Source organism: Clostridium sp. DL-VIII (assembly GCF_000230835.1).
GTDB lineage: Bacteria > Bacillota > Clostridia > Clostridiales > Clostridiaceae > Clostridium.
This window is the reverse complement of record NZ_CM001240.1, coordinates 3,887,388-3,905,347: the sequence shown is the minus strand read 5'-3', so window position 1 is coordinate 3,905,347 and position 17,960 is coordinate 3,887,388. Positions and strand designations below refer to the sequence as shown.

Below are 17,960 nucleotides of genomic sequence, written 5' to 3'. Positions count from 1 at the left end.
ATGATAATTTATATAATGTATTGACAATTAATTTTATAAAGAGTAGTATATAAAAAAAGAAAATTTTAACTTCTATGAAAGGAAGAGTAAATATAATATTAGTATCTTAAGCGAGTAGAGGCTGGTGGGAGCTCTATGAGAAAATTTATATTGAAGACATCCTGAAGAAGCTTATCTGAAATCTATTAAAACATGAAAAAGAAATTTTAGTAGGATAAGCCGGACTCCTCCGTTAAAAGGCTAAAGATGACTTAGTAATTTACCTTTGTCAAAGTAGAATGGCACCGTGAAGATATAGCTTTCACTTCTATAAAATGAAGTGGGAGCTTTTTTTAATAAATGGGCCCATTTAATTTTATTCTTCACAAATTATAGGTTTAATAATAAGTCAAAAAGGGTGGTACCGCGAAAATAATTTTTGCCCCTTGAGTTTAGCTGACTCAAGGGGCTTTTTGAATTAGTAGTATTATAAAGGAGAAATTATGTATGAAAAGAATAATGATAAATGAATTAAAGAATTATATAAATAAAAAAGTAGAAATTAAAGGCTGGGTGTATCGAATAAAAAGATTAAAATTAATAACCTTCATTATAATGAGAGACAGAAGCGGCTTAGTGCAATGTGTAATTGATAATGATAAATTTAAAATGAATGAAATCAGGCTGGAAAGTGTAATAAGAATTAGTGGAACTATCAATGAAAATGAAAACAAATTTAATATGTTTGAGGTGTATACTGAAGAATTAGAGGTTATTAACAGCGCTTTAAGTGAATTGCCAATTGAAATAAATAATAAAAACCTTGATGTTAACTTAGATACAATGCTAAATAATAGAATGCTCAGTTTAAGGCATGCTAAAGTTAATTCGATATTTAAAGTACAGAATATAATAACCCAAGGTTTTAGAGAATTTTTAAATAATGAAGATTTTACAGAAATATCTACTCCAAAGCTTGTGGAAGAGGGAGCAGAGGGAGGAACAGAATTATTTAAGGTTGAGTATTTTGAAAGACGAGCATACTTGGCACAAAGTCCTCAAGTTTATAAGCAGATGATGGTTGGAGCAGGTTTTGAGAGAGTTTATGAAATAGGGCATGTTTATAGGGCAGAAGAGCATAATACCAATAGGCATTTAAATGAGTATATAAGTATGGATTTAGAAATGGGATTTATTAAAGATGAAGAAGATTTGATGAATTTAGAAGAGAATTTATTAAAATTCATACTGCAAAGCGTGTTAGAAAAAGGAAAAAAATATTTAGATATTTTAAATGCTGAAGTTCCTCAAATTGAAACAAAAATACCAAGGATGAAATTTAGTGATGCTATTGAAGTATTAGAAAAACAATATGGTAAAACAGGCTTAGATGGAGATATTGACCCAGAAGGAGAAAAATTAATTTGTAAGTATGCAAAAGAAAACTATAACAGTGATTTTATATTTTTAACTAATTATCCAAGAAAGAAAAGACCAATGTACACTTTGCCTTTTGGTGAGGATGAAACTCATAGTTTTGATTTACTATTTAGAGGAGTTGAAATTACAACAGGTGGTCAAAGGATACATGAATATGATATGCTAATAGAAAATATAAAATACAAGGGATTGAATCCTGAGAATTATATAAGCTATACTTCAAACTTTAAGTATGGAATGCCGCCACATGGAGGGTTGGCTATAGGACTTGAAAGAATAACAGCTAAACTTTTAGGATTAGAAAATGTTAGAGAAGCCAGTTTAATACCAAGGGATAGAACAAGATTGGCTCCATAATACGAGGAGGTTAATAAATGAAATACGATTTTGAAACTTTAGTAAGCAGAAAAAATGTAGGATCTAGTAAGTGGAATTTGATGAGTAAGACTAATGAGAAGGTTACTGATGACATAGTGCCATTTTCAGTTGCAGATATGGAATTTAAAAATCCACCAGAAATTATAGATGGATTAAAGAAATATTTAGATTCAAGTATTTTGGGATATACTCAGGCTACAGATGAATATTATAAAGCAGTATGCAACTGGATGGAAAAGAGGCATGATTGGAAAATAAAAAAGGAATGGATTGTAGAATTTTCGGGAGTAGTTCCAGCATTATATACAATAGTCAGGGCGCTTACAAAAGAGGAAGATGGTGTGCTTATTATGACACCGGTATATTATCCATTTTACAAGGCAATTGAGGATAATAAAAGAAAGGTAGTAAAAAGTCAGTTAATGCTTTGTGAGGATCATTATGAGATAGATTTGGAAGATCTAGAAGAAAAGGCAAAATTAGAAAGCACCAAATTGATGATTTTATGTAATCCACACAATCCAGTTGGACGTGTCTGGAGTGAAGATGAATTAATAAAGATAGGGAAGATATGCATAGATAATAATGTGCTCATAGTATCTGATGAAATTCACTTTGATTTAATAATGCCTGGCTTTAAGCACACAGTTTTTGCAAGTATTTCAGAGGAATTTGCAAAAAATTCCGTTATATGCACTGCACCAAGTAAAACTTTCAATTTAGCAGGACTCCAAACTTCTAATATCATTGTTTCAAATAAAAGAATAAAAGATAAAATAGCAAGCGAAAAGAGAACTGCTTCTGGAAATTCAGGGCTTAATATATTTGGTTATAAGGCATGTGAAATTGCTTATAATGAATGTGAAGAATGGCTTGATGAATTAATCCAGGTTTTAGATAGAAATAAAAAGATTGTAGAAAATTTTGTGAAGACACACTTACCTGAAATTAAAGTTGTCAATTTAGAAGGCACATATCTTCAATGGCTGGACTTTAGAAATTTAGAGAAAGACCATAGATCTCTAGAAAAATTTATGACAACAGAAGCTATGCTATTTTTTGACGAGGGTTATGTGTTTGGAGATGAAGGAAGAGGCTTTGAAAGAATTAATTTAGCATGTCCGTCTAATGTGCTTGAAGCTGCCTTGCAAAGATTGTTAGAAGCAGTAAATAGATGTTATAAATAAGTAAATCAAAATGAACAAAAGAGATTGAATAGTCTGTTTAAAGAATTAGGATTACCTGGAGCAATCTAGATAATAAAGTTAAAAGATTTATAAAGATAACAATTAATTATATTAGTAATGAGGCGAATTATTTGAATAGTAAAAAGAGACCTAAACTTAAAATTCCATTAACATGGAAAGATAGAACTTTAATTTTAATATCAACAGTGCCTATTGTATTTGTAATAATATATTTAAAAATAAGCTGGAATAGTATACCTGAAATTATTCCGACTCATTTTAATTTCTCGGGAGTTCCAGATAGTTTCGGAAAGAAAACTAGCTTATTTGGAATAATTGGATTAAGTGTAGGTATGCATTTGCTTCTAGCTGTATTATCCAAAGTTCCTAGGTGTTATAATTATAGTGTTTCAGTTACGGAAAAAAATGTAGAAGCTTTATATAAGGTTGGAAGACAGCTAATGCTTTTAATTGATTTAGAGATATCATATATGCTTAGTATACTTACATGGCAAAGTATACTAACTGCCATGGGAAAAATGACCGGAGTAGGTGGTGGAATGATGGTAGCAATTATAGGGATTATGTTTGCTACCATAATATATGGAATTATAAGGATGATTAAAGTTCAAGGACAGTAATGTAGCTATTATTTTTATGAAATTAATTTAGAATTCTATTTAACATTAGTCTTATATTTAGTAAAATAATACATATAAGGTAAAATTATTTTTGGATATCTATAGGAGAATTATGAAAAAGATTAAGTGCGGTAATTTTATAAAAAATATATTGGCGGTAGTACTAATAGTTTTTATATTTAGTGGACAAACAATTGCATTTGCAAGAGCAGGAGGTGGAGGATCAGGTTCATCCAACGGTAGTACATCTCATGCCAGTACATCGCATAGTGATAGCTCATCTCATAGACATTGGTCAACTATGAGATCAACAGAAAGGCCTGATTTTATAGATATTATAATAATTATAGGAATATTAATTTTGATTATTATTTTTGTACCGATAATTATTCGAAAAGTAAGGCTAACTAAAAATAAGTATAAAAGTATTTCAGTAATAGAGAATTTATCTAAATGTGATGATCATTGGAACTATGACAATTTAATGAAAGACATAAAGGATGCCTTTTATATGATACAAATTGCATGGAGAGAAAGAAATCAAGAGTTAGCAAAGGAATATGTGAGCGAATATTTGTATGTTAAACATAAATTTAAAACTGAAGAAATGAAGTTGTCAAAAGAAAAAAACATTCTTGAAAATACGGTTCTGATAGATGCAATACCTATAGGCCTACAGGATTTAGGGGGAATTGATAAAGATTATATATGGGTTCATATAAAGGCAAAATGTAGAGATTATACAATAAATGAGGAAACTAACAAGATAATAGATGAAAAATCCTCAACAAATGATTACTTTGAGGAATATTGGAAGTTTATAAGAACAGAGAAGAGATGGGTACTAGATGATATAAGACAAATAGACCAGATAAAAGATTTGGATTTCTTTAGAATAGATGCACCTAATAAGTATTATTAAAATTGTTGCCTCTCCACCATAAACCACGATTATTTGTATGAAGCTTAAATAGCTATTTACAAGTGATCGTGTTTTTTGCGTTATGTGGATAGTGTTTGAATTAAACATAAGAAAATTTACAGGCTCAATTTATAATATATAGTATGTAAGTTGGCTTACATCAAAGTGTGTAAGCTAACAGCTTTTATCCCGTTCATAATAAAGGCTTGTGTTTTTTTTATATTGTATTCTCTATTATCGTTATTAAAATAGCAATATTGAGCACAACTATATACTGATGAGGAAATTAGTTTGACTAATATATTTATGTCTTTAGAATCGACTTCATTTCTAACTGCCATACTATTTAATATTTTTTCAATAAGATTTTCTATTTTATATTTTAATAAATTATCTACAGTAGAAGCTATAGATGTGGAATCAATTTTGCGCTTTTCATAAAATGAGGTATTGTATTCGTAAAGGAATAAAATAAGTTCCTTTATAATTCCCTCATTCAAATGTGTAGCGTTTAAAATTTCTATTGGTAACATTTCTTCAAAGCAATCTATAACAAGTTCTTCTAGCAAAATATACTTATCTAAATAATGAGCATAAAAAGTTGCTCTATTTATAGTTGCCTTTGTTGTAATATCCTTAATTGTTATATATTTAAAGTCTTTTTCCTCAAGTAATTTGACAAAAGATTCTTTAATCAAATTTTTTGTTCTTACTGCTCGTGGGTCTTTTTCATTCATAATTTATCTTTAATCTCCTTTATTAACACAACAGATTTTATAAAATGTTGCTTACACAACACAGTTAAAAATCTATTGGTTGTAGCTTTATGAGTAATCAAATATTATATTAACATACACTTGAATCTTAAACAACACATGTACAATAGGAGGGAATATAATGAAAATTTTAATGATAGGCAGAGGAGTAATTTCAACACAATATGGGTGGGCTTTAGAACAAGCAGGGAATTATGTAACATTTTATGTTCGTCCAGGAAGAATCAATCATTATGGCGATATAGTGAATTTAAAGATATTAGATGGTAGAAAGAATAAAAAAGGTGATTTAGTAAATAAAGCTTGGAAAATCAAAATGATAGAAGAATTGTCATCTAACCATGATTTTGATTTGATTATGGTTAGTGTAAATCATAATCAATTAAGTAATATAATAAATTGGCTAGAACCACTTGTTAATAATTCAACTGTTTTAATATTTAATAATATTATTGATGAGCCATTAAATTCAATTGGATCAATACCAAAAGAGCAAGTCGTTTGGGGATTCCCAGGAGCCGGTGGATCTTTTATAAATAAGAACACATTAGATGGTGGGTTCATGAAAAACATATTTATGGGCTTCATTGATAATACTACTAATAAATCTAGATATAGCATGGTAACTAGTTTATTTAAAAATGCAGGTTTTGGTATTTCTGAAAAGAAAGATATGCGTAATTGGCTATGGTTTCACTTCATTACTAATGCAAGTATGATGGCTGCAGCATCAAAAGTGGGTTCACTTAATAATCTATTTGATTCTGCAGATGCCTTTAAAGATTTTACTTTTATATTAAGGGAACTTATTTCATTAATGGATGCTAAAGGCTCTAAGGTAAGTTTATTAACAAATATTGCAGTGAATCTACCTGCAGGTATTGTGGCGTTTGTAATGAAATTAGCATTGGCTGAAGGTAAGCTGCCAAGAAAAATAATGAGAAGTGCTAGCGGGAGTGAAAATCTAAAAGCTGAAAGTAATGTGATATTTGTACGCGATACCCTTGCTGAAGCACGTAGATTAGGGATATCACTTCCACGACTTGAATCTTTAGATTCTCCTATTTATAGAGAATTGTAGTGATATATTAAAATATACAAAGAGGGAAAATTCAGATATAATTGAAAGATTTGAACCATATGCTTATGGAGCGTAGCTCGGAAATGCTTATTCAGAATTAAGTAATCCAGTAGACAGCATATATTATTACATGACTATGATAAAAAAATTAGGAGGAGGACTAGAAACAGCAAGTCAAATGGATGAAGAATTTGCAATAGCAATTGATAGAACAATTTCATTAACTGGACCTTTAGGATTTATATTGATAGAATTATAGATGATTAAAAGGAATACATAGAGCCATAACAGCTTTAGAGTATTCCTTTTTTTTATTTTTATGAATGTACTAGATAATTTGGAATAAAAGTTTTTGTAATGCTTTGTAAAATTCAAAGCAATAGTCAAAACAAACTTAAAAGCATTTATTAAGAATTCTTATACTAATGTAACAAAAATGTAATTTTAATGAAATGCAGTTAAATTGATGAAAGAAATAGAATCATATAAAATAAGTTATATGAAGTGAAGTTAAAAAGATGAGTAACTATAAAATAAATAAATAATAATAAAACAGTAAGATTAAATGACAACAATTCTGATACAAAGAACACATAACAAAATATACATCAAATTTTTAAGTTGTTATTCTTAGAGGATTAAAGAAAAAGGAGAATTTATAGATGAAAAACATATTAGATATAGAAAAAATTGAAAAGTATTATGGCAATAAAGGGAATTTAACAAAGGCAATAGATAATATAAGCTTTAAGGTAGATGAGGGAGAGTTTGTTGGAATAATGGGGCCTTCTGGAAGTGGCAAAACTACCCTTCTTAATTGTATATCAACTATTGATAGTGTTACTGCAGGAAAGATATTGATAAATGGTAATGACATTACAAGGTTAAAATCAAAAGAATTAGATAAGTTTAGGCAAAATGAGCTAGGTTTTATATTTCAGGACTTTAATTTATTGGATACACTTACAGCTTATGAGAATATTGCTTTAGCCTTAACAATAAAGGGAGAGGACACCTATAAAATAGATAAAGAAATACAAGCAATAGCAGAACATTTAGAAATAGGAAAAGTACTTAATAAATATCCTTATGAGATGTCAGGTGGGCAAAAACAAAGAGTTGCTTCAGCAAGGGCAATTGTAACTAATCCATCTTTAGTTCTTGCTGATGAACCAACAGGGGCACTAGACTCAAAATCAGCGAGGCTGCTTCTTGAAAGGTTTGAAATTTTAAATAATAATTTGAAAACTACAATACTTATGGTTACCCACGATTCTTTTACAGCAAGCTATGCTCATAGAATACTTTTTATTAAGGATGGAAGAATCTTCAATGAGCTCATAAGAGGTAAGGACACAAGAAAAGAATTTTTTAATAAAATCATAGAAGTTATATCCGTTCTTGGAGGTGATGATAACAATGTATTTTAAGCTGGCCTTTGGCAATATAAAAAAGAGTTATAAGGATTATACTATATACTTCTTAACATTAATATTAGCTGTCTGTATATTTTATAGCTTTAATTCTATAGATTCACAAAAGGCACTCTTTGATATAAAATCTTCAAATGCTAATTATATAGAAAAACTAACAGTTACTATGTCTTATTTTTCAATGTTTGTATCAGTAATACTAGGAAGTTTAATATTGTATGCTAATAATTTTCTAATAAAAAAACGTAAAAAAGAGTTAGGTATATATATGACTTTAGGAATGGGAAAGAGAAAAATATCTAAGATTTTAGTAACAGAAACTTTCATGGTAGGCGCTATATCTTTAGTTGCAGGCCTTATATTGGGAATGGCAGCATCACAGGTCTTATCTACTCTTATCTTAAAGCTGTTCGATGTTTCTATGAATGAATATAGATTTATAGTTTCTATGAATGCTATAGGAAAGACTATATTATATTTTGGAATAATGTTTTTACTTGTAATGATTTTTAATGTATTTGTTGTTTCTAAGTACAAAATAATCGACTTACTTTCAGCATATAGAAAAAATGAAAAAATGAAATTTAAAAATCCATATATATATTTGACAGCATTTTTGTTAAGTATAATATCTCTTTCAGCTGTATATAAATTTCTATTAAAGATAGGGATAGATACATGGAATCCAATGTTTAGGCCAGCACTAATTATTGGTGTAATTAGTACAGTACTATTTTTCTTTAGTTTATCTGGAGTTATATTATATTTTTTAAATAAAAATAAGAAGGTATATTTCAAGGGATTGAACATATTCGTTATAAAGCAGGTAAATAGCAAGTTTAATACACATTTTTTATCAATGTCAGTAATATGTTTAATGCTATTTACTACAATACTTGTATTATCTACAGGAATAGGTCTTAAGAAAAATTATGAAGCAGGCCTTGAAAAAATAACACCTTTTGATGCTAGTGTGATCATATACCCTCAGGGTAAAAATATTTCTTTAGATGAAGTGTTTAGTAAAATTGATTTTAAAATAAGTGAAAATGAAAAATATACAACTTATGATGAATATGCTTCAGCAGTAGAACTTAAGGATTTATTTAAAACTGAAGATGATGCTTTTAAAAGTTATACAGCAAGCTTTGTAAAAATATCTGATTACAATAAAATATTAAAACTAAAAGGTGAAAAAGAAGTTAATTTAAATAGTGATGAGGTTTTAATCTTATCAAATTATAACAAATTAGCTGATCCAATTAATGAAAAATTAAAGCATAGCAATAAAGTTAATATTAAAGGAAAAGGGTATATAGCGAAAAATCACAAGGCACTACAAGAAAATCTTGAAACTTCTATAATGGCAGAAAATTATTGCACTATAGTAATAAATGATGAGTTTTTACCAGAGAGTAAAGTTTATAAATCCGTGATAGATGTAATGTATACTGATAAAAATAGAGAAAAAAACAATGAAAAATACCAAGAAATTTATAATAATTCTTTGATTGGTGGTAAGTATGAAAGCATAGATGTCCCACATATGGATGCCTATTCAAAGGATGCCATTTATTTTAAGGAAAAGGGAGCTTCAACTTCTGAATTATTTCTTGGTTTATATTTAGGTATGATATTTTTGATATCAAGTATGGCTGTATTATCACTTCAGCAATTATCAGAAGCTAGTGACAGTATAGAAAGATATAAAGCTTTAAAGAGAATTGGTGCTAATAAAAAAATGATAAATAAAACCATCTTTCTTCAAACCTTAATATATTTCAGCCTTCCAGTAATTCTTGCATTATTTCATTCAATTGTTGGCATTATTGTAGTTAACAAAGAGATAAGTAATTTCAATCAAGTAGATATTAGATTTTCAGCGTTAATGACGGCTGTAATATTTATTGTAGTATATGCAGGATATTTCTATACAACATATACAGGCTATAAGAACATAGTGAAAAATAGCATTTAGCTATACAAATACCATTAGTATTTATAAAGAAAAATTCTCGTAGTTAACTAAGAATGGAATTATGATATTTCATTACTTTAATAATATAGAAGAAATACAGTAAAGAAAGGTTTTTTGTAAATGAAAAAGTTTCTTATTTACTCTCGCCAAAGAACAAATAAGAAACTTTAAAATGATTATCGCTACAAGTGTTAAAGATGATCGCCAAGGTTAGATTATTTATAATCCAACTAAGGTTCTGCACCAACAGAATCTGTGACAAAAAAGCTAAAACTACAAGTATATAATAATCGCTACAAATATTATTATAACATAACTTTAGTGTGTTTTTTTAAAATTAAAATTATGCTATAACTGTTGTAATTAATCCTATGAGATACATACCTAAGATTTCACTTACACTTGGAGTTTTTTAGGTAGTTTATTATTGCAATACATGTAATTATTACTTATAGATTAGCTCTTTAACATTTGTAGTTAAAGGAGTTAAAAATGAATAAATTAAATGTAGTATTTACTAAGTTTATGAATACAATATTAAAAATCGTATTATCAATTGTTATTGTAGCAAGTGTTGGTATGTTGTTTGTTACTATTTTAGACTTTAATGCAGGCACTATAGTATTTACTTTTGCTATAATGAGTTCACTATTTTTAGGATATAAAATAATAAATTCTAATCTTAATAATAAACAAAAAATATGTTTATTAATCTTAATGGCAGCAACAATTAGAATCCTATGGTTATTAAATGCTGATAATACACCTGTTTCTGATTTTAAAGTTATGTATGAAGCTGCTAAAGCTTTTGCTCAGGGGGATAGCAGCTACTTTAAAGGAAATTCATATATAGCAAGATTTCCACATCTAACGATAACAGTTCTATATATGTCACTAATTGAATATTTATCTCCTCAGTATAATTTATTAGTGATGAAAGTTATAAACTTATTTTTAGGGTTACTAGTGTTAGTACTAATATACTTTATAAGTTATGAATTGTTCAATGACAAAAGGAAAGCATTACTATCATTATTAATAGGTAGTATATTCCCACCGCTTGTTACCTATACTTCAGTGTTTTGTAGTGAAAACTTGGCCATGCCTTTTTATTTATTAAGCGTATATTTATTTTTTAAGAGTATGAAAAATGATAAATATAAATTTCTTGGTTTTAGCAGTGCATTTTTAGCAATTGGGAATCTATGTAGGATGATTGCTATAGTGATTTTAATTGCTTACAGTTTGTATATTATACTTTACCTAAAGGATAATATATCAAGAAAAGTATTAAATATACTCTTTATTATTACACCTTATATAATGATTATGGTTTTAGTTAGCAATATTCTTAAAAATATGGATATTACAGAAAACCAATTATGGAGAGGCAGTGAACCTAAAATAACAAATGTGCTAAAAGGAACCAATATAAGTAACCTAGGAATGTGGAATGTTGAAGATGCACAAATGATAGAAAAATACTTAAATAACTATGATGAACTTGATGAAAAATGCAAAGAAACAATTTATTTAAGGTTAACTAGTAATTCACCTATTAAATTAGTGGTTTTCTATGTAGTAAAACTTGCTGCTCAGTGGTGCGTAGGAGATTATGGAGGATCCTTATGGACTCAAAAAGATATACCTGAAAATCAAATCATATTTAAAATTGCAACTTTTGGTTCAATGCCTTTTGAGTTATTTTATATTATTATATTAATTTTGATATTTCTAGGATTGAAAGATAGAAAAAATATTGATGCAGAATCAAAATTAAATTTGCTCTATTTAATATTTTGTGGATATATAGCAGCTTATTTAATTACTGAAAACCAGAGTAGGTATGGGTATATTGTTTGTTGGTTATTTATTATATTATCTGTTGAGGGGAGAGATAATTTAGAATTATTAAATCATATTTATAAACTACATCAATTTAAACTTATAAAATTGATTGGTGATAGGATAAGTTTAAATGAAATAAAATATTCAAGAAATTCTGAAAATATTGCAAATAATGATGGGGAGAAAAAGTTGAAGAAATGTGTGCAAGCGATAAAAAATAAAACTTATTAACTTAACAAGATCATTATATATCTCACTTTTTTCGATAGTTTGACTATAAATAGTATATTTGCTATAATTCAACAAATGAACACTTTTGTTATGTACTTTTTTATGTTTTGATTAAGATATTAATTATAACAAATAATTTCTAAATGTTCTGTTATGACTGTAATAAATTATAAGTAGTGTAAGGTAATACGAGAGGAAGCGTTATGAGAAAAATTATTGTTATTGAAGATGATGAAGTTATAAGGGAGGAATTGCAAAGTTTTTTAGAGAGATATGGATATGAAGTGAAGGCTCCTTTAGATATGGATAATATAATAAATTATATTAAAAGTGAGAACGCTGAACTTATATTGCTAGATATTAATCTGCCTATGTATGATGGTTACTATATATGCAGGGAAGTACGCAAGACTTCAGAGGTACCAATCATAATAGTTACGAGTAGAGATAGCGAAATAGATGAGCTTATGAGCATGAATTTGGGGGCGGATGACTTTATTACAAAACCTTATAATACAGAAATACTACTTGCCAGGATAACAAATATTTTAAAAAGGACTTATGGAAACATAAAAATTAGCAATATATTAAGCTACAGGGATTTTGATTTAAACCTTTCAAATGCAACGGTTATTTGTAAAGATAAGTCTTTAGAGTTAACTAAAAATGAGGTTAAAATACTATCATTTTTGATAAATAATAAAGGAAATATAGTAAAAAGAGATTCTCTTATAGAGTATCTTTGGAAAGCAGAGTATTTTGTAGATGACAGCACTTTAAATGTTAATATAAATAGATTAAGAAAGAAGCTTGAAGAAATAGGAATAGAAAATCCAATAGAGACAAGAAGAGGAATGGGGTACATTATGCCATGACTATAAGTGAATTTCTTAAAGATAAAGCTATTGTAATACTATGTAATACTCTTTTTTTTATTATATTGTCAACAATAATGTTTGTTATAAATGTTAATTTAATTATAGTTATGTTTGTTTTTTGTATATGGTTTTTTCCGTTGGGGTCTTATATGACTTTAGAATATATAAAACATAAAAAATATTTTGGGGAAATTGACAGTTTGTTAGAAAAATTGGACAAGAAATATTTAATTCCAGAGATGCTAAAGGAAGCCGAATCTATACAAGGAGAAAAATTCAACTCTATACTTAAAGAATTAAGCAGAGATATGTATGAGCATGTAAAATATTATAAAGATTTGCAGGAAGATTATAGAGAATATCTAGAAGTCTGGATTCATGAAATTAAAACACCAATAGCTTCTTCAAAGCTTGTTATTGAGAACAATCAAAATGAAGTGACTAATAAAATAGACTTTCAGATAGATAAAATTGAAAGATTTGTTGAACAGGTACTTTACTATTCTAGAAGTAATGATGCTTATAAAGATTATATTATAAAACAAATTAATCTAGGTGATATAGTAAGAAATGTAGTAAAAAGAAACTATAGAGATTTCATTCATAAGAAAATAAAAATAAATATAAAAGACATTGATGAAATTGTATATAGCGATGGGAAATGGGCTGAATTTATCATTAATCAGATAATAGTAAATTCAATAAAATATTCAGGTAATAAGAATCCTCAAATTAATATATCATCAATGAAAAAAGCCAATTCGGTAATGTTATTTATAGAAGATAATGGAGTAGGGATAATAGATAAGGATATAGATAGAGTATTTGAAAAAGGCTTCACTGGTGAGAATGGAAGAAGATTTAGCAAAAGTACAGGTATGGGTTTGTATTTATGTGAAAAGCTCTGCTCAAAATTGGGAATGAAAATTACTATTGACTCTAAAGTTAATGAAGGAACCAAAGTAACATTAATATTTCCTTTATCGGGTATGGCAACTTTTAATGATGATTAAAAATGTATTAATTATTGGGAAAAGATATAGTCAAGAAGATATATATTAATAATGCTAGGCGATAAGATATATTTTAAAATCATATCTTATTTTTTATAAAAAATATAACTAAAAAAGAGGTATAAATTATGATAAAACCAATTGTAAAAGATGTATTGTTTTTAGGACAAAAATCAGAAGAGGCAACTAAAAATGATATAGCAGTAATTGATGATTTAATAGATACATTAAGAGCAAACTTAGAGCATTGTGTTGGGCTGGCTGGTAATATGATTGGAGTAAAGAAACGTATATTGGTGTTTACTGTAGGAGGCCTTATTGTGCCTATGATAAATCCGGTTATATTAAAGAGGGAAAAGCTTTATGAAACAGAAGAGAGTTGTTTATCTTTAATTGGCGTTAGAAAAACAAAGAGATATGAAATGATAGAGGTTAAGTATCTTGATAGAAACTTTAAGAAGCAAAAGCAAGTTTTTACTGGATTTACAGCACAAATAATTCAACATGAAATGGATCATTTTGAAGGTATAATAATCTAAGTATAAAGTTAGTAACTGATTTTACACTAGCATATATGTATGTTAGAATTAAGTACAAAAATGAAATCTTTTCGAAAAAGTTAGATAGATTTGAGGTGCTGATAATGAATATAAAGATAGTTCCTGGCCTTAATAACTCTGGACCAGAGCATTGGCAGACTATTTGGGAGAAAAAATATGGGTTTGAAAGAATAGCTCAAGAGGAATGGGAGTATCCTGTATATAAAGAATGGGAAAAAAATTTAATAGAAAGCCTTTCAAGAGAAAAGAGCTGTGATGTAGTATTGATTGCGCACAGCCTCGGCTGCCTGCTTACTGTAAAAGCCATGCCTAAGATACGAAAATATCTGAAAGCAGTCTTCTTAGTGGCTCCACCAGATCCAAACAAGGAACAATTTCCAAATTTCTTAGATTCCTTTGAGCATTTGCCAGAAGCTAACTTGGAGCTGCCTGGAATACTGGTTTATAGTGAGAATGATCAATATTCCTCATCTCTGTTTTGTATAGAAAAAGGTAAACAGTGGGGTATTGAAACAATGTCTGTTGGCAGAAAGGGCCATATAAATAGTGAATCCAATATAGGTGATTGGAGTGAAGGATTCAATTTATTTCAGAAACTATTAGAAAGAATTCAATGAAATAATAAATTAAATAATATTTACTTTTTCAATTCTTAAAGCACAATATCTTAAAGTAAGGATTCGTATCACAGGTGAATATATGAAAAAGATTATGAATGAACAACTAATTTATGAAATACTTTCAGTTGTAGAAGAAATACCTGAAGGGAAAGTAGCTACATATGGACAAATTGCTGGGCTTATTGGTAGAGACAAAAATGCACGACTTGTTGGGAAGGTTCTTAGCAATGCAGAATTTTATGGGGAATATCCATGCCATCGTGTGGTAAATCATGCTGGAAGGCTGGCACCGGGGTGGCAGGAACAACGATTTCTGCTGTTAGAAGAAGGCGTATCATTTAAAAATGAAAATCATGTTGATATGAAGGAAAATCAGTGGGACTGCTAGGATGGAGATGCACGATGAATGAGCAGGATTTTTGAAATTTTATAAATTTTAAAAGGAAAAGCAATTTTCAATATTTGTTTATTTACTATTAAAACTTAAACCAATGATATTATAAATTCCATTGGTTTAAGTTTTAATTTTTTTGAGTTAAGTGTGTGTATTAAGTATAGATAAACAAAACAATTTGTTTTTTAGAATAGGCAGCTCTTTATATCAAGGAGATTCCAGCAATATGATTAGAAAGCCGCTCGTAAACCATTTCTGCCATCTTCTCATCACTCTCTGTCATACCACTTTTGCACCAAATCATCAATACGTTGAAAAATCCCCCCGCAATGAATCCAATATTATATTTTTCAAATTCAGGAGAGCAGTCCATGGTGCATGTTATAGTTTTGGAGTATATATTAAGAAATTCAATAGACCGTTCAAGTATTAAGTGGGCTAATTTAGACCTTAGTAGGTTTTCAATAAATTTTTGATGTTGTCTAAAATAATAAAAAAATAAACGTGTCATTTCATAATTGCTAATTTCTTTATGATTTAAAAGAGTTGAATACTCTTTAAACATGTCATCCAAATGATCAATAAGGATATCCTCCATTATGTTGTAATTTCGATAAAAAGCCATTCGTGATACACCAGCTTTTTGCGATACTTCGGTAATAGAAATATTCTTAAAGTCTTTTTTCTCCATTAAAGACATAAGAGCACTAAAAATACTTTCTTTTGTAATCTTATTCTGTTCAGCATTGTATTTATTAGTCATAAACAATTTTCCTCCTTTTGTAACAGCTAGCCCATATGCTCTTGAATTATTTACTTTATCAAATTATACTGTACTCCATAAGAAGTTACAAGTGAAACACCTGAGAGGAGAGCGTTATGAAAATATTTTATTTTACAGCAACTGGCAACAATTTATATGTGGCAAAGAGAATTGGAGGGGAAAGCTATTCTATTCCTAAGTTAATGAAACAAGGACAATTTGAGTTTGAAGATGAAAAGATTGGTATTGTATTTCCAAGTTATTATGGAGGGGTTCCTAGAATTGTTGAGGAGTTTCTAAATAAAGTCAAACTAAAAAGTAAGTATATTTTTGCGGTGGTGTCTTTTGGATCTTTTTCAGGAGCAGTCATACCTGAGCTTTTAGAAATTGGAAAAAGAAATCAAATCCAATTTTCATACATTAACGAAATACTTATGGTTGACAATTACCTTCCAGTGTTTGATATATCTAAAGAGATGAAAAAAGAGCCAAAGAAAAAAATAGAAGAAAATCTTGTAAAAATAATTAATGATATCCAGGTTGAAAAAGTATATATCAAGAGACACGCTGCAGTTATAAGATCTATTGAACCAATATTAAAAAAGTTTTATTCTAGTACTAAGGCTAACCTTGAATATGATAAGAATTTCTATGTAGAAGATACCTGTAATAGCTGCAAAGTTTGTGAGAAAGTTTGCCCAGTAAATAATATTAATGTAGATACTAAACCTGTTTATAAAGGAAATTGTGAGAAGTGTTTAGCATGTATTAATCATTGTCCACAGAATGCTATACGTCTTAAGCAGGAAAAAAGTAAAGCTAGATTTATTAATCAAAATGTTAAATTGAAGGAAATAATAGAGGCAAATAATTAATTTTAAAAACTGGTAGGAATACCTGTCTGGATGGACATATACCTGCATCATTGGCTTTAGAAAAAATTTTCCGCACATTACACCAGTAACAGTCATCATGTTAAATTTGTTTTCCGTTCCAGCAGTTAGAAGAGCCCAATCTTCTACTTTTGTAAAAGGGTTAAAGTCAAAAGTCTTTAAATCTATTTCCTCAAAATTCATATAACCGCTCCTTTTTAGTGTCTTATTTGTAGTTTACAAAATAATGATATAATAGATAGCAATGAATATACAAGTATGAAAATTTTTTCTGTGTTAGTATAAAAAAATATACTCAATACGAAAATCTGAATCCATTATGGTGAGTTTTGTATAATTTGTATATAATATAAATGTGATAAAACACATATTCAAATGAAAATCTATATAATTGACATGGAAAAGGAGGCATGGCTTTTATGAATACACCTGTTATTTGTGCATAGCAGAGGCTATTGCATAAAGTAAATAATTAAATTATGAAATAGTCTTTGCTCGAATCTAAAATAGTATTAAATTTAGGAGGAGCAGGTAATGGGCTATTCGAGTGCTCGGGATGTTTTCCCTGAAAATATATTGAGAATTATACAAGAATATGTGGATGGTGAATGCATTTATATACCCAAAAAAGAAGAGAATAAAATGGCATGGGGGGAGCTAACCAAGAGTAAAGAAGAACTTTTGGTTAGAAACAATAAGATATATGAAGATTATTTATCAGGAATATCTATTCAAAACCTTTCAGAAACATATTATTTATCACCCAAAACTATACAAAGAATTATTTTACAAAAAAAGAATATATAATAATAGAAAGTACGCTATCTAATTTGTATTAGGTGGCGCATTTTTATTTATGAAACAAAAATGAGGTTTTATGTAATATGCAGTGTTGATAAAATATACATAGAAAAAGATTGGAGGAGTTATTTATGACAATAGATA

The 17,960-nt window shown here is 28.5% G+C and carries 18 protein-coding genes and 1 other annotated feature; of the genes, 16 read left to right on the top strand and 2 right to left on the bottom strand.

Translation table 11 applies throughout. The annotated features are described in order from the left end of the window. The first annotated feature begins 65 nt into the window (after positions 1-65). Positions 66-429: a binding site (T-box leader), on the top strand. A 57-nt stretch (positions 430-486) separates the two neighbouring features. From aspS to CDLVIII_RS17995, 4 genes are all read left to right on the top strand, one after another. Next, positions 487-1,776, top strand: a complete 1,290-nt coding sequence (gene aspS, locus CDLVIII_RS18010) for an aspartate--tRNA(Asn) ligase (RefSeq protein ID WP_009170893.1) — start codon at positions 487-489, stop codon at positions 1,774-1,776. Positions 1,777-1,793: 17 nt separating this feature from the next. Beyond that, positions 1,794-2,984: a MalY/PatB family protein gene (locus CDLVIII_RS18005; protein ID WP_009170892.1), complete on the top strand. Its 1,191-nt coding sequence runs from the start codon at positions 1,794-1,796 to the stop codon at positions 2,982-2,984. A gap of 131 nt (positions 2,985-3,115) precedes the next feature. Continuing rightward, the gene (locus CDLVIII_RS18000; protein ID WP_009170891.1) at positions 3,116-3,625 is read left to right on the top strand and encodes a DUF1648 domain-containing protein; all 510 of its coding nucleotides are present in this window, start codon (positions 3,116-3,118) and stop codon (positions 3,623-3,625) included. A 112-nt stretch (positions 3,626-3,737) separates the two neighbouring features. Next, a complete protein-coding gene (locus tag CDLVIII_RS17995; RefSeq protein ID WP_009170890.1) occupies positions 3,738-4,547 on the top strand; it encodes a Tim44-like domain-containing protein in 810 nt (269 codons plus the stop codon). Between the two features lie 155 nt (positions 4,548-4,702). On the opposite strand, the gene CDLVIII_RS17990 is transcribed toward CDLVIII_RS17995, so the two are convergent. Next, complete coding sequence (locus tag CDLVIII_RS17990) at positions 4,703-5,284, bottom strand: TetR/AcrR family transcriptional regulator (protein WP_009170889.1); 582 nt, start codon at positions 5,282-5,284, stop codon at positions 4,703-4,705. 160 nt (positions 5,285-5,444) lie between these two features. Between CDLVIII_RS17990 and CDLVIII_RS17985 the strand changes: the two genes are divergently transcribed. The 10 genes from CDLVIII_RS17985 (at position 5,445) to CDLVIII_RS17945 (ending at position 15,353) form a co-directional block, all read left to right on the top strand. Beyond that, a complete protein-coding gene (locus CDLVIII_RS17985; RefSeq protein ID WP_009170888.1) occupies positions 5,445-6,404 on the top strand; it encodes a 2-dehydropantoate 2-reductase N-terminal domain-containing protein in 960 nt (319 codons plus the stop codon). A 136-nt stretch (positions 6,405-6,540) separates the two neighbouring features. Then, the gene (locus tag CDLVIII_RS32600) at positions 6,541-6,663 is read left to right on the top strand and encodes a hypothetical protein (protein WP_278245856.1); all 123 of its coding nucleotides are present in this window, start codon (positions 6,541-6,543) and stop codon (positions 6,661-6,663) included. Between the two features lie 403 nt (positions 6,664-7,066). Beyond that, the gene (locus CDLVIII_RS17980; RefSeq protein WP_009170887.1) at positions 7,067-7,834 is read left to right on the top strand and encodes an ABC transporter ATP-binding protein; all 768 of its coding nucleotides are present in this window, start codon (positions 7,067-7,069) and stop codon (positions 7,832-7,834) included. After that, entirely contained in the window at positions 7,824-9,815 is a 1,992-nt protein-coding gene (locus tag CDLVIII_RS17975) for an ABC transporter permease (RefSeq protein WP_009170886.1), read from the top strand. The genes CDLVIII_RS17980 and CDLVIII_RS17975 overlap by 11 nt, the downstream gene beginning before the upstream one ends. A 492-nt stretch (positions 9,816-10,307) precedes the next feature. Continuing rightward, on the top strand, positions 10,308-11,894 hold the full coding sequence (locus CDLVIII_RS17970) for a glycosyltransferase family 39 protein (RefSeq protein WP_009170885.1): 1,587 nt from the start codon (positions 10,308-10,310) through the stop codon (positions 11,892-11,894). A gap of 203 nt (positions 11,895-12,097) precedes the next feature. Beyond that, positions 12,098-12,769 (top strand): response regulator transcription factor, encoded by a 672-nt coding sequence (locus tag CDLVIII_RS17965; RefSeq protein WP_009170884.1) that lies wholly within the window; start codon positions 12,098-12,100, stop codon positions 12,767-12,769. Beyond that, a complete protein-coding gene (locus tag CDLVIII_RS17960) occupies positions 12,766-13,785 on the top strand; it encodes a sensor histidine kinase (protein WP_009170883.1) in 1,020 nt (339 codons plus the stop codon). The genes CDLVIII_RS17965 and CDLVIII_RS17960 overlap by 4 nt, the downstream gene beginning before the upstream one ends. A 128-nt stretch (positions 13,786-13,913) precedes the next feature. Then, positions 13,914-14,324, top strand: a complete 411-nt coding sequence (locus CDLVIII_RS17955) for a peptide deformylase (RefSeq protein ID WP_009170882.1) — start codon at positions 13,914-13,916, stop codon at positions 14,322-14,324. 104 nt (positions 14,325-14,428) lie between these two features. Beyond that, positions 14,429-14,962, top strand: a complete 534-nt coding sequence (locus CDLVIII_RS17950; RefSeq protein ID WP_009170881.1) for an alpha/beta hydrolase — start codon at positions 14,429-14,431, stop codon at positions 14,960-14,962. Between the two features lie 82 nt (positions 14,963-15,044). Beyond that, on the top strand, positions 15,045-15,353 hold the full coding sequence (locus CDLVIII_RS17945) for an MGMT family protein (protein ID WP_009170880.1): 309 nt from the start codon (positions 15,045-15,047) through the stop codon (positions 15,351-15,353). 208 nt (positions 15,354-15,561) lie between these two features. On the opposite strand, the gene CDLVIII_RS17940 is transcribed toward CDLVIII_RS17945, so the two are convergent. After that, complete coding sequence (locus CDLVIII_RS17940) at positions 15,562-16,122, bottom strand: TetR/AcrR family transcriptional regulator (protein WP_009170879.1); 561 nt, start codon at positions 16,120-16,122, stop codon at positions 15,562-15,564. Positions 16,123-16,238: 116 nt separating this feature from the next. Here CDLVIII_RS17940 and CDLVIII_RS17935 point away from each other — a divergent pair, with 116 nt between their 5' ends. Together CDLVIII_RS17935 and CDLVIII_RS17930 are read left to right on the top strand one after the other, a co-directional pair. After that, positions 16,239-16,997, top strand: a complete 759-nt coding sequence (locus CDLVIII_RS17935; protein ID WP_009170878.1) for an EFR1 family ferrodoxin — start codon at positions 16,239-16,241, stop codon at positions 16,995-16,997. Between the two features lie 552 nt (positions 16,998-17,549). Beyond that, positions 17,550-17,822: a CD3324 family protein gene (locus CDLVIII_RS17930; RefSeq protein WP_009170877.1), complete on the top strand. Its 273-nt coding sequence runs from the start codon at positions 17,550-17,552 to the stop codon at positions 17,820-17,822. The last annotated feature ends 138 nt before the right edge of the window (positions 17,823-17,960 follow it).

Excerpts from the sequence above, each read along its gene's own strand:
- CDLVIII_RS17975 (WP_009170886.1), top strand. The coding sequence starts at position 7,824 with ATGTATTTTAAGCTGGCCTTTGGCAATATAAAAAAGAGTTATAAGGAT.
- CDLVIII_RS17960 (WP_009170883.1), top strand. The coding sequence starts at position 12,766 with ATGACTATAAGTGAATTTCTTAAAGATAAAGCTATTGTAATACTATGT.
- CDLVIII_RS17965 (WP_009170884.1), top strand. The coding sequence starts at position 12,098 with ATGAGAAAAATTATTGTTATTGAAGATGATGAAGTTATAAGGGAGGAA.
- CDLVIII_RS17990 (WP_009170889.1), bottom strand. The coding sequence starts at position 5,284 with ATGAATGAAAAAGACCCACGAGCAGTAAGAACAAAAAATTTGATTAAA.
- CDLVIII_RS17955 (WP_009170882.1), top strand. The coding sequence starts at position 13,914 with ATGATAAAACCAATTGTAAAAGATGTATTGTTTTTAGGACAAAAATCA.
- CDLVIII_RS17980 (WP_009170887.1), top strand. The coding sequence starts at position 7,067 with ATGAAAAACATATTAGATATAGAAAAAATTGAAAAGTATTATGGCAAT.
- CDLVIII_RS17930 (WP_009170877.1), top strand. The coding sequence starts at position 17,550 with ATGGGCTATTCGAGTGCTCGGGATGTTTTCCCTGAAAATATATTGAGA.
- CDLVIII_RS17995 (WP_009170890.1), top strand. The coding sequence starts at position 3,738 with ATGAAAAAGATTAAGTGCGGTAATTTTATAAAAAATATATTGGCGGTA.
- CDLVIII_RS17950 (WP_009170881.1), top strand. The coding sequence starts at position 14,429 with ATGAATATAAAGATAGTTCCTGGCCTTAATAACTCTGGACCAGAGCAT.
- CDLVIII_RS17970 (WP_009170885.1), top strand. The coding sequence starts at position 10,308 with ATGAATAAATTAAATGTAGTATTTACTAAGTTTATGAATACAATATTA.
- CDLVIII_RS32600 (WP_278245856.1), top strand. The coding sequence starts at position 6,541 with ATGATAAAAAAATTAGGAGGAGGACTAGAAACAGCAAGTCAAATGGAT.
- CDLVIII_RS17935 (WP_009170878.1), top strand. The coding sequence starts at position 16,239 with ATGAAAATATTTTATTTTACAGCAACTGGCAACAATTTATATGTGGCA.
- CDLVIII_RS17940 (WP_009170879.1), bottom strand. The coding sequence starts at position 16,122 with ATGACTAATAAATACAATGCTGAACAGAATAAGATTACAAAAGAAAGT.
- aspS (WP_009170893.1), top strand. The coding sequence starts at position 487 with ATGAAAAGAATAATGATAAATGAATTAAAGAATTATATAAATAAAAAA.
- CDLVIII_RS17945 (WP_009170880.1), top strand. The coding sequence starts at position 15,045 with ATGAAAAAGATTATGAATGAACAACTAATTTATGAAATACTTTCAGTT.
- CDLVIII_RS17985 (WP_009170888.1), top strand. The coding sequence starts at position 5,445 with ATGAAAATTTTAATGATAGGCAGAGGAGTAATTTCAACACAATATGGG.
- CDLVIII_RS18005 (WP_009170892.1), top strand. The coding sequence starts at position 1,794 with ATGAAATACGATTTTGAAACTTTAGTAAGCAGAAAAAATGTAGGATCT.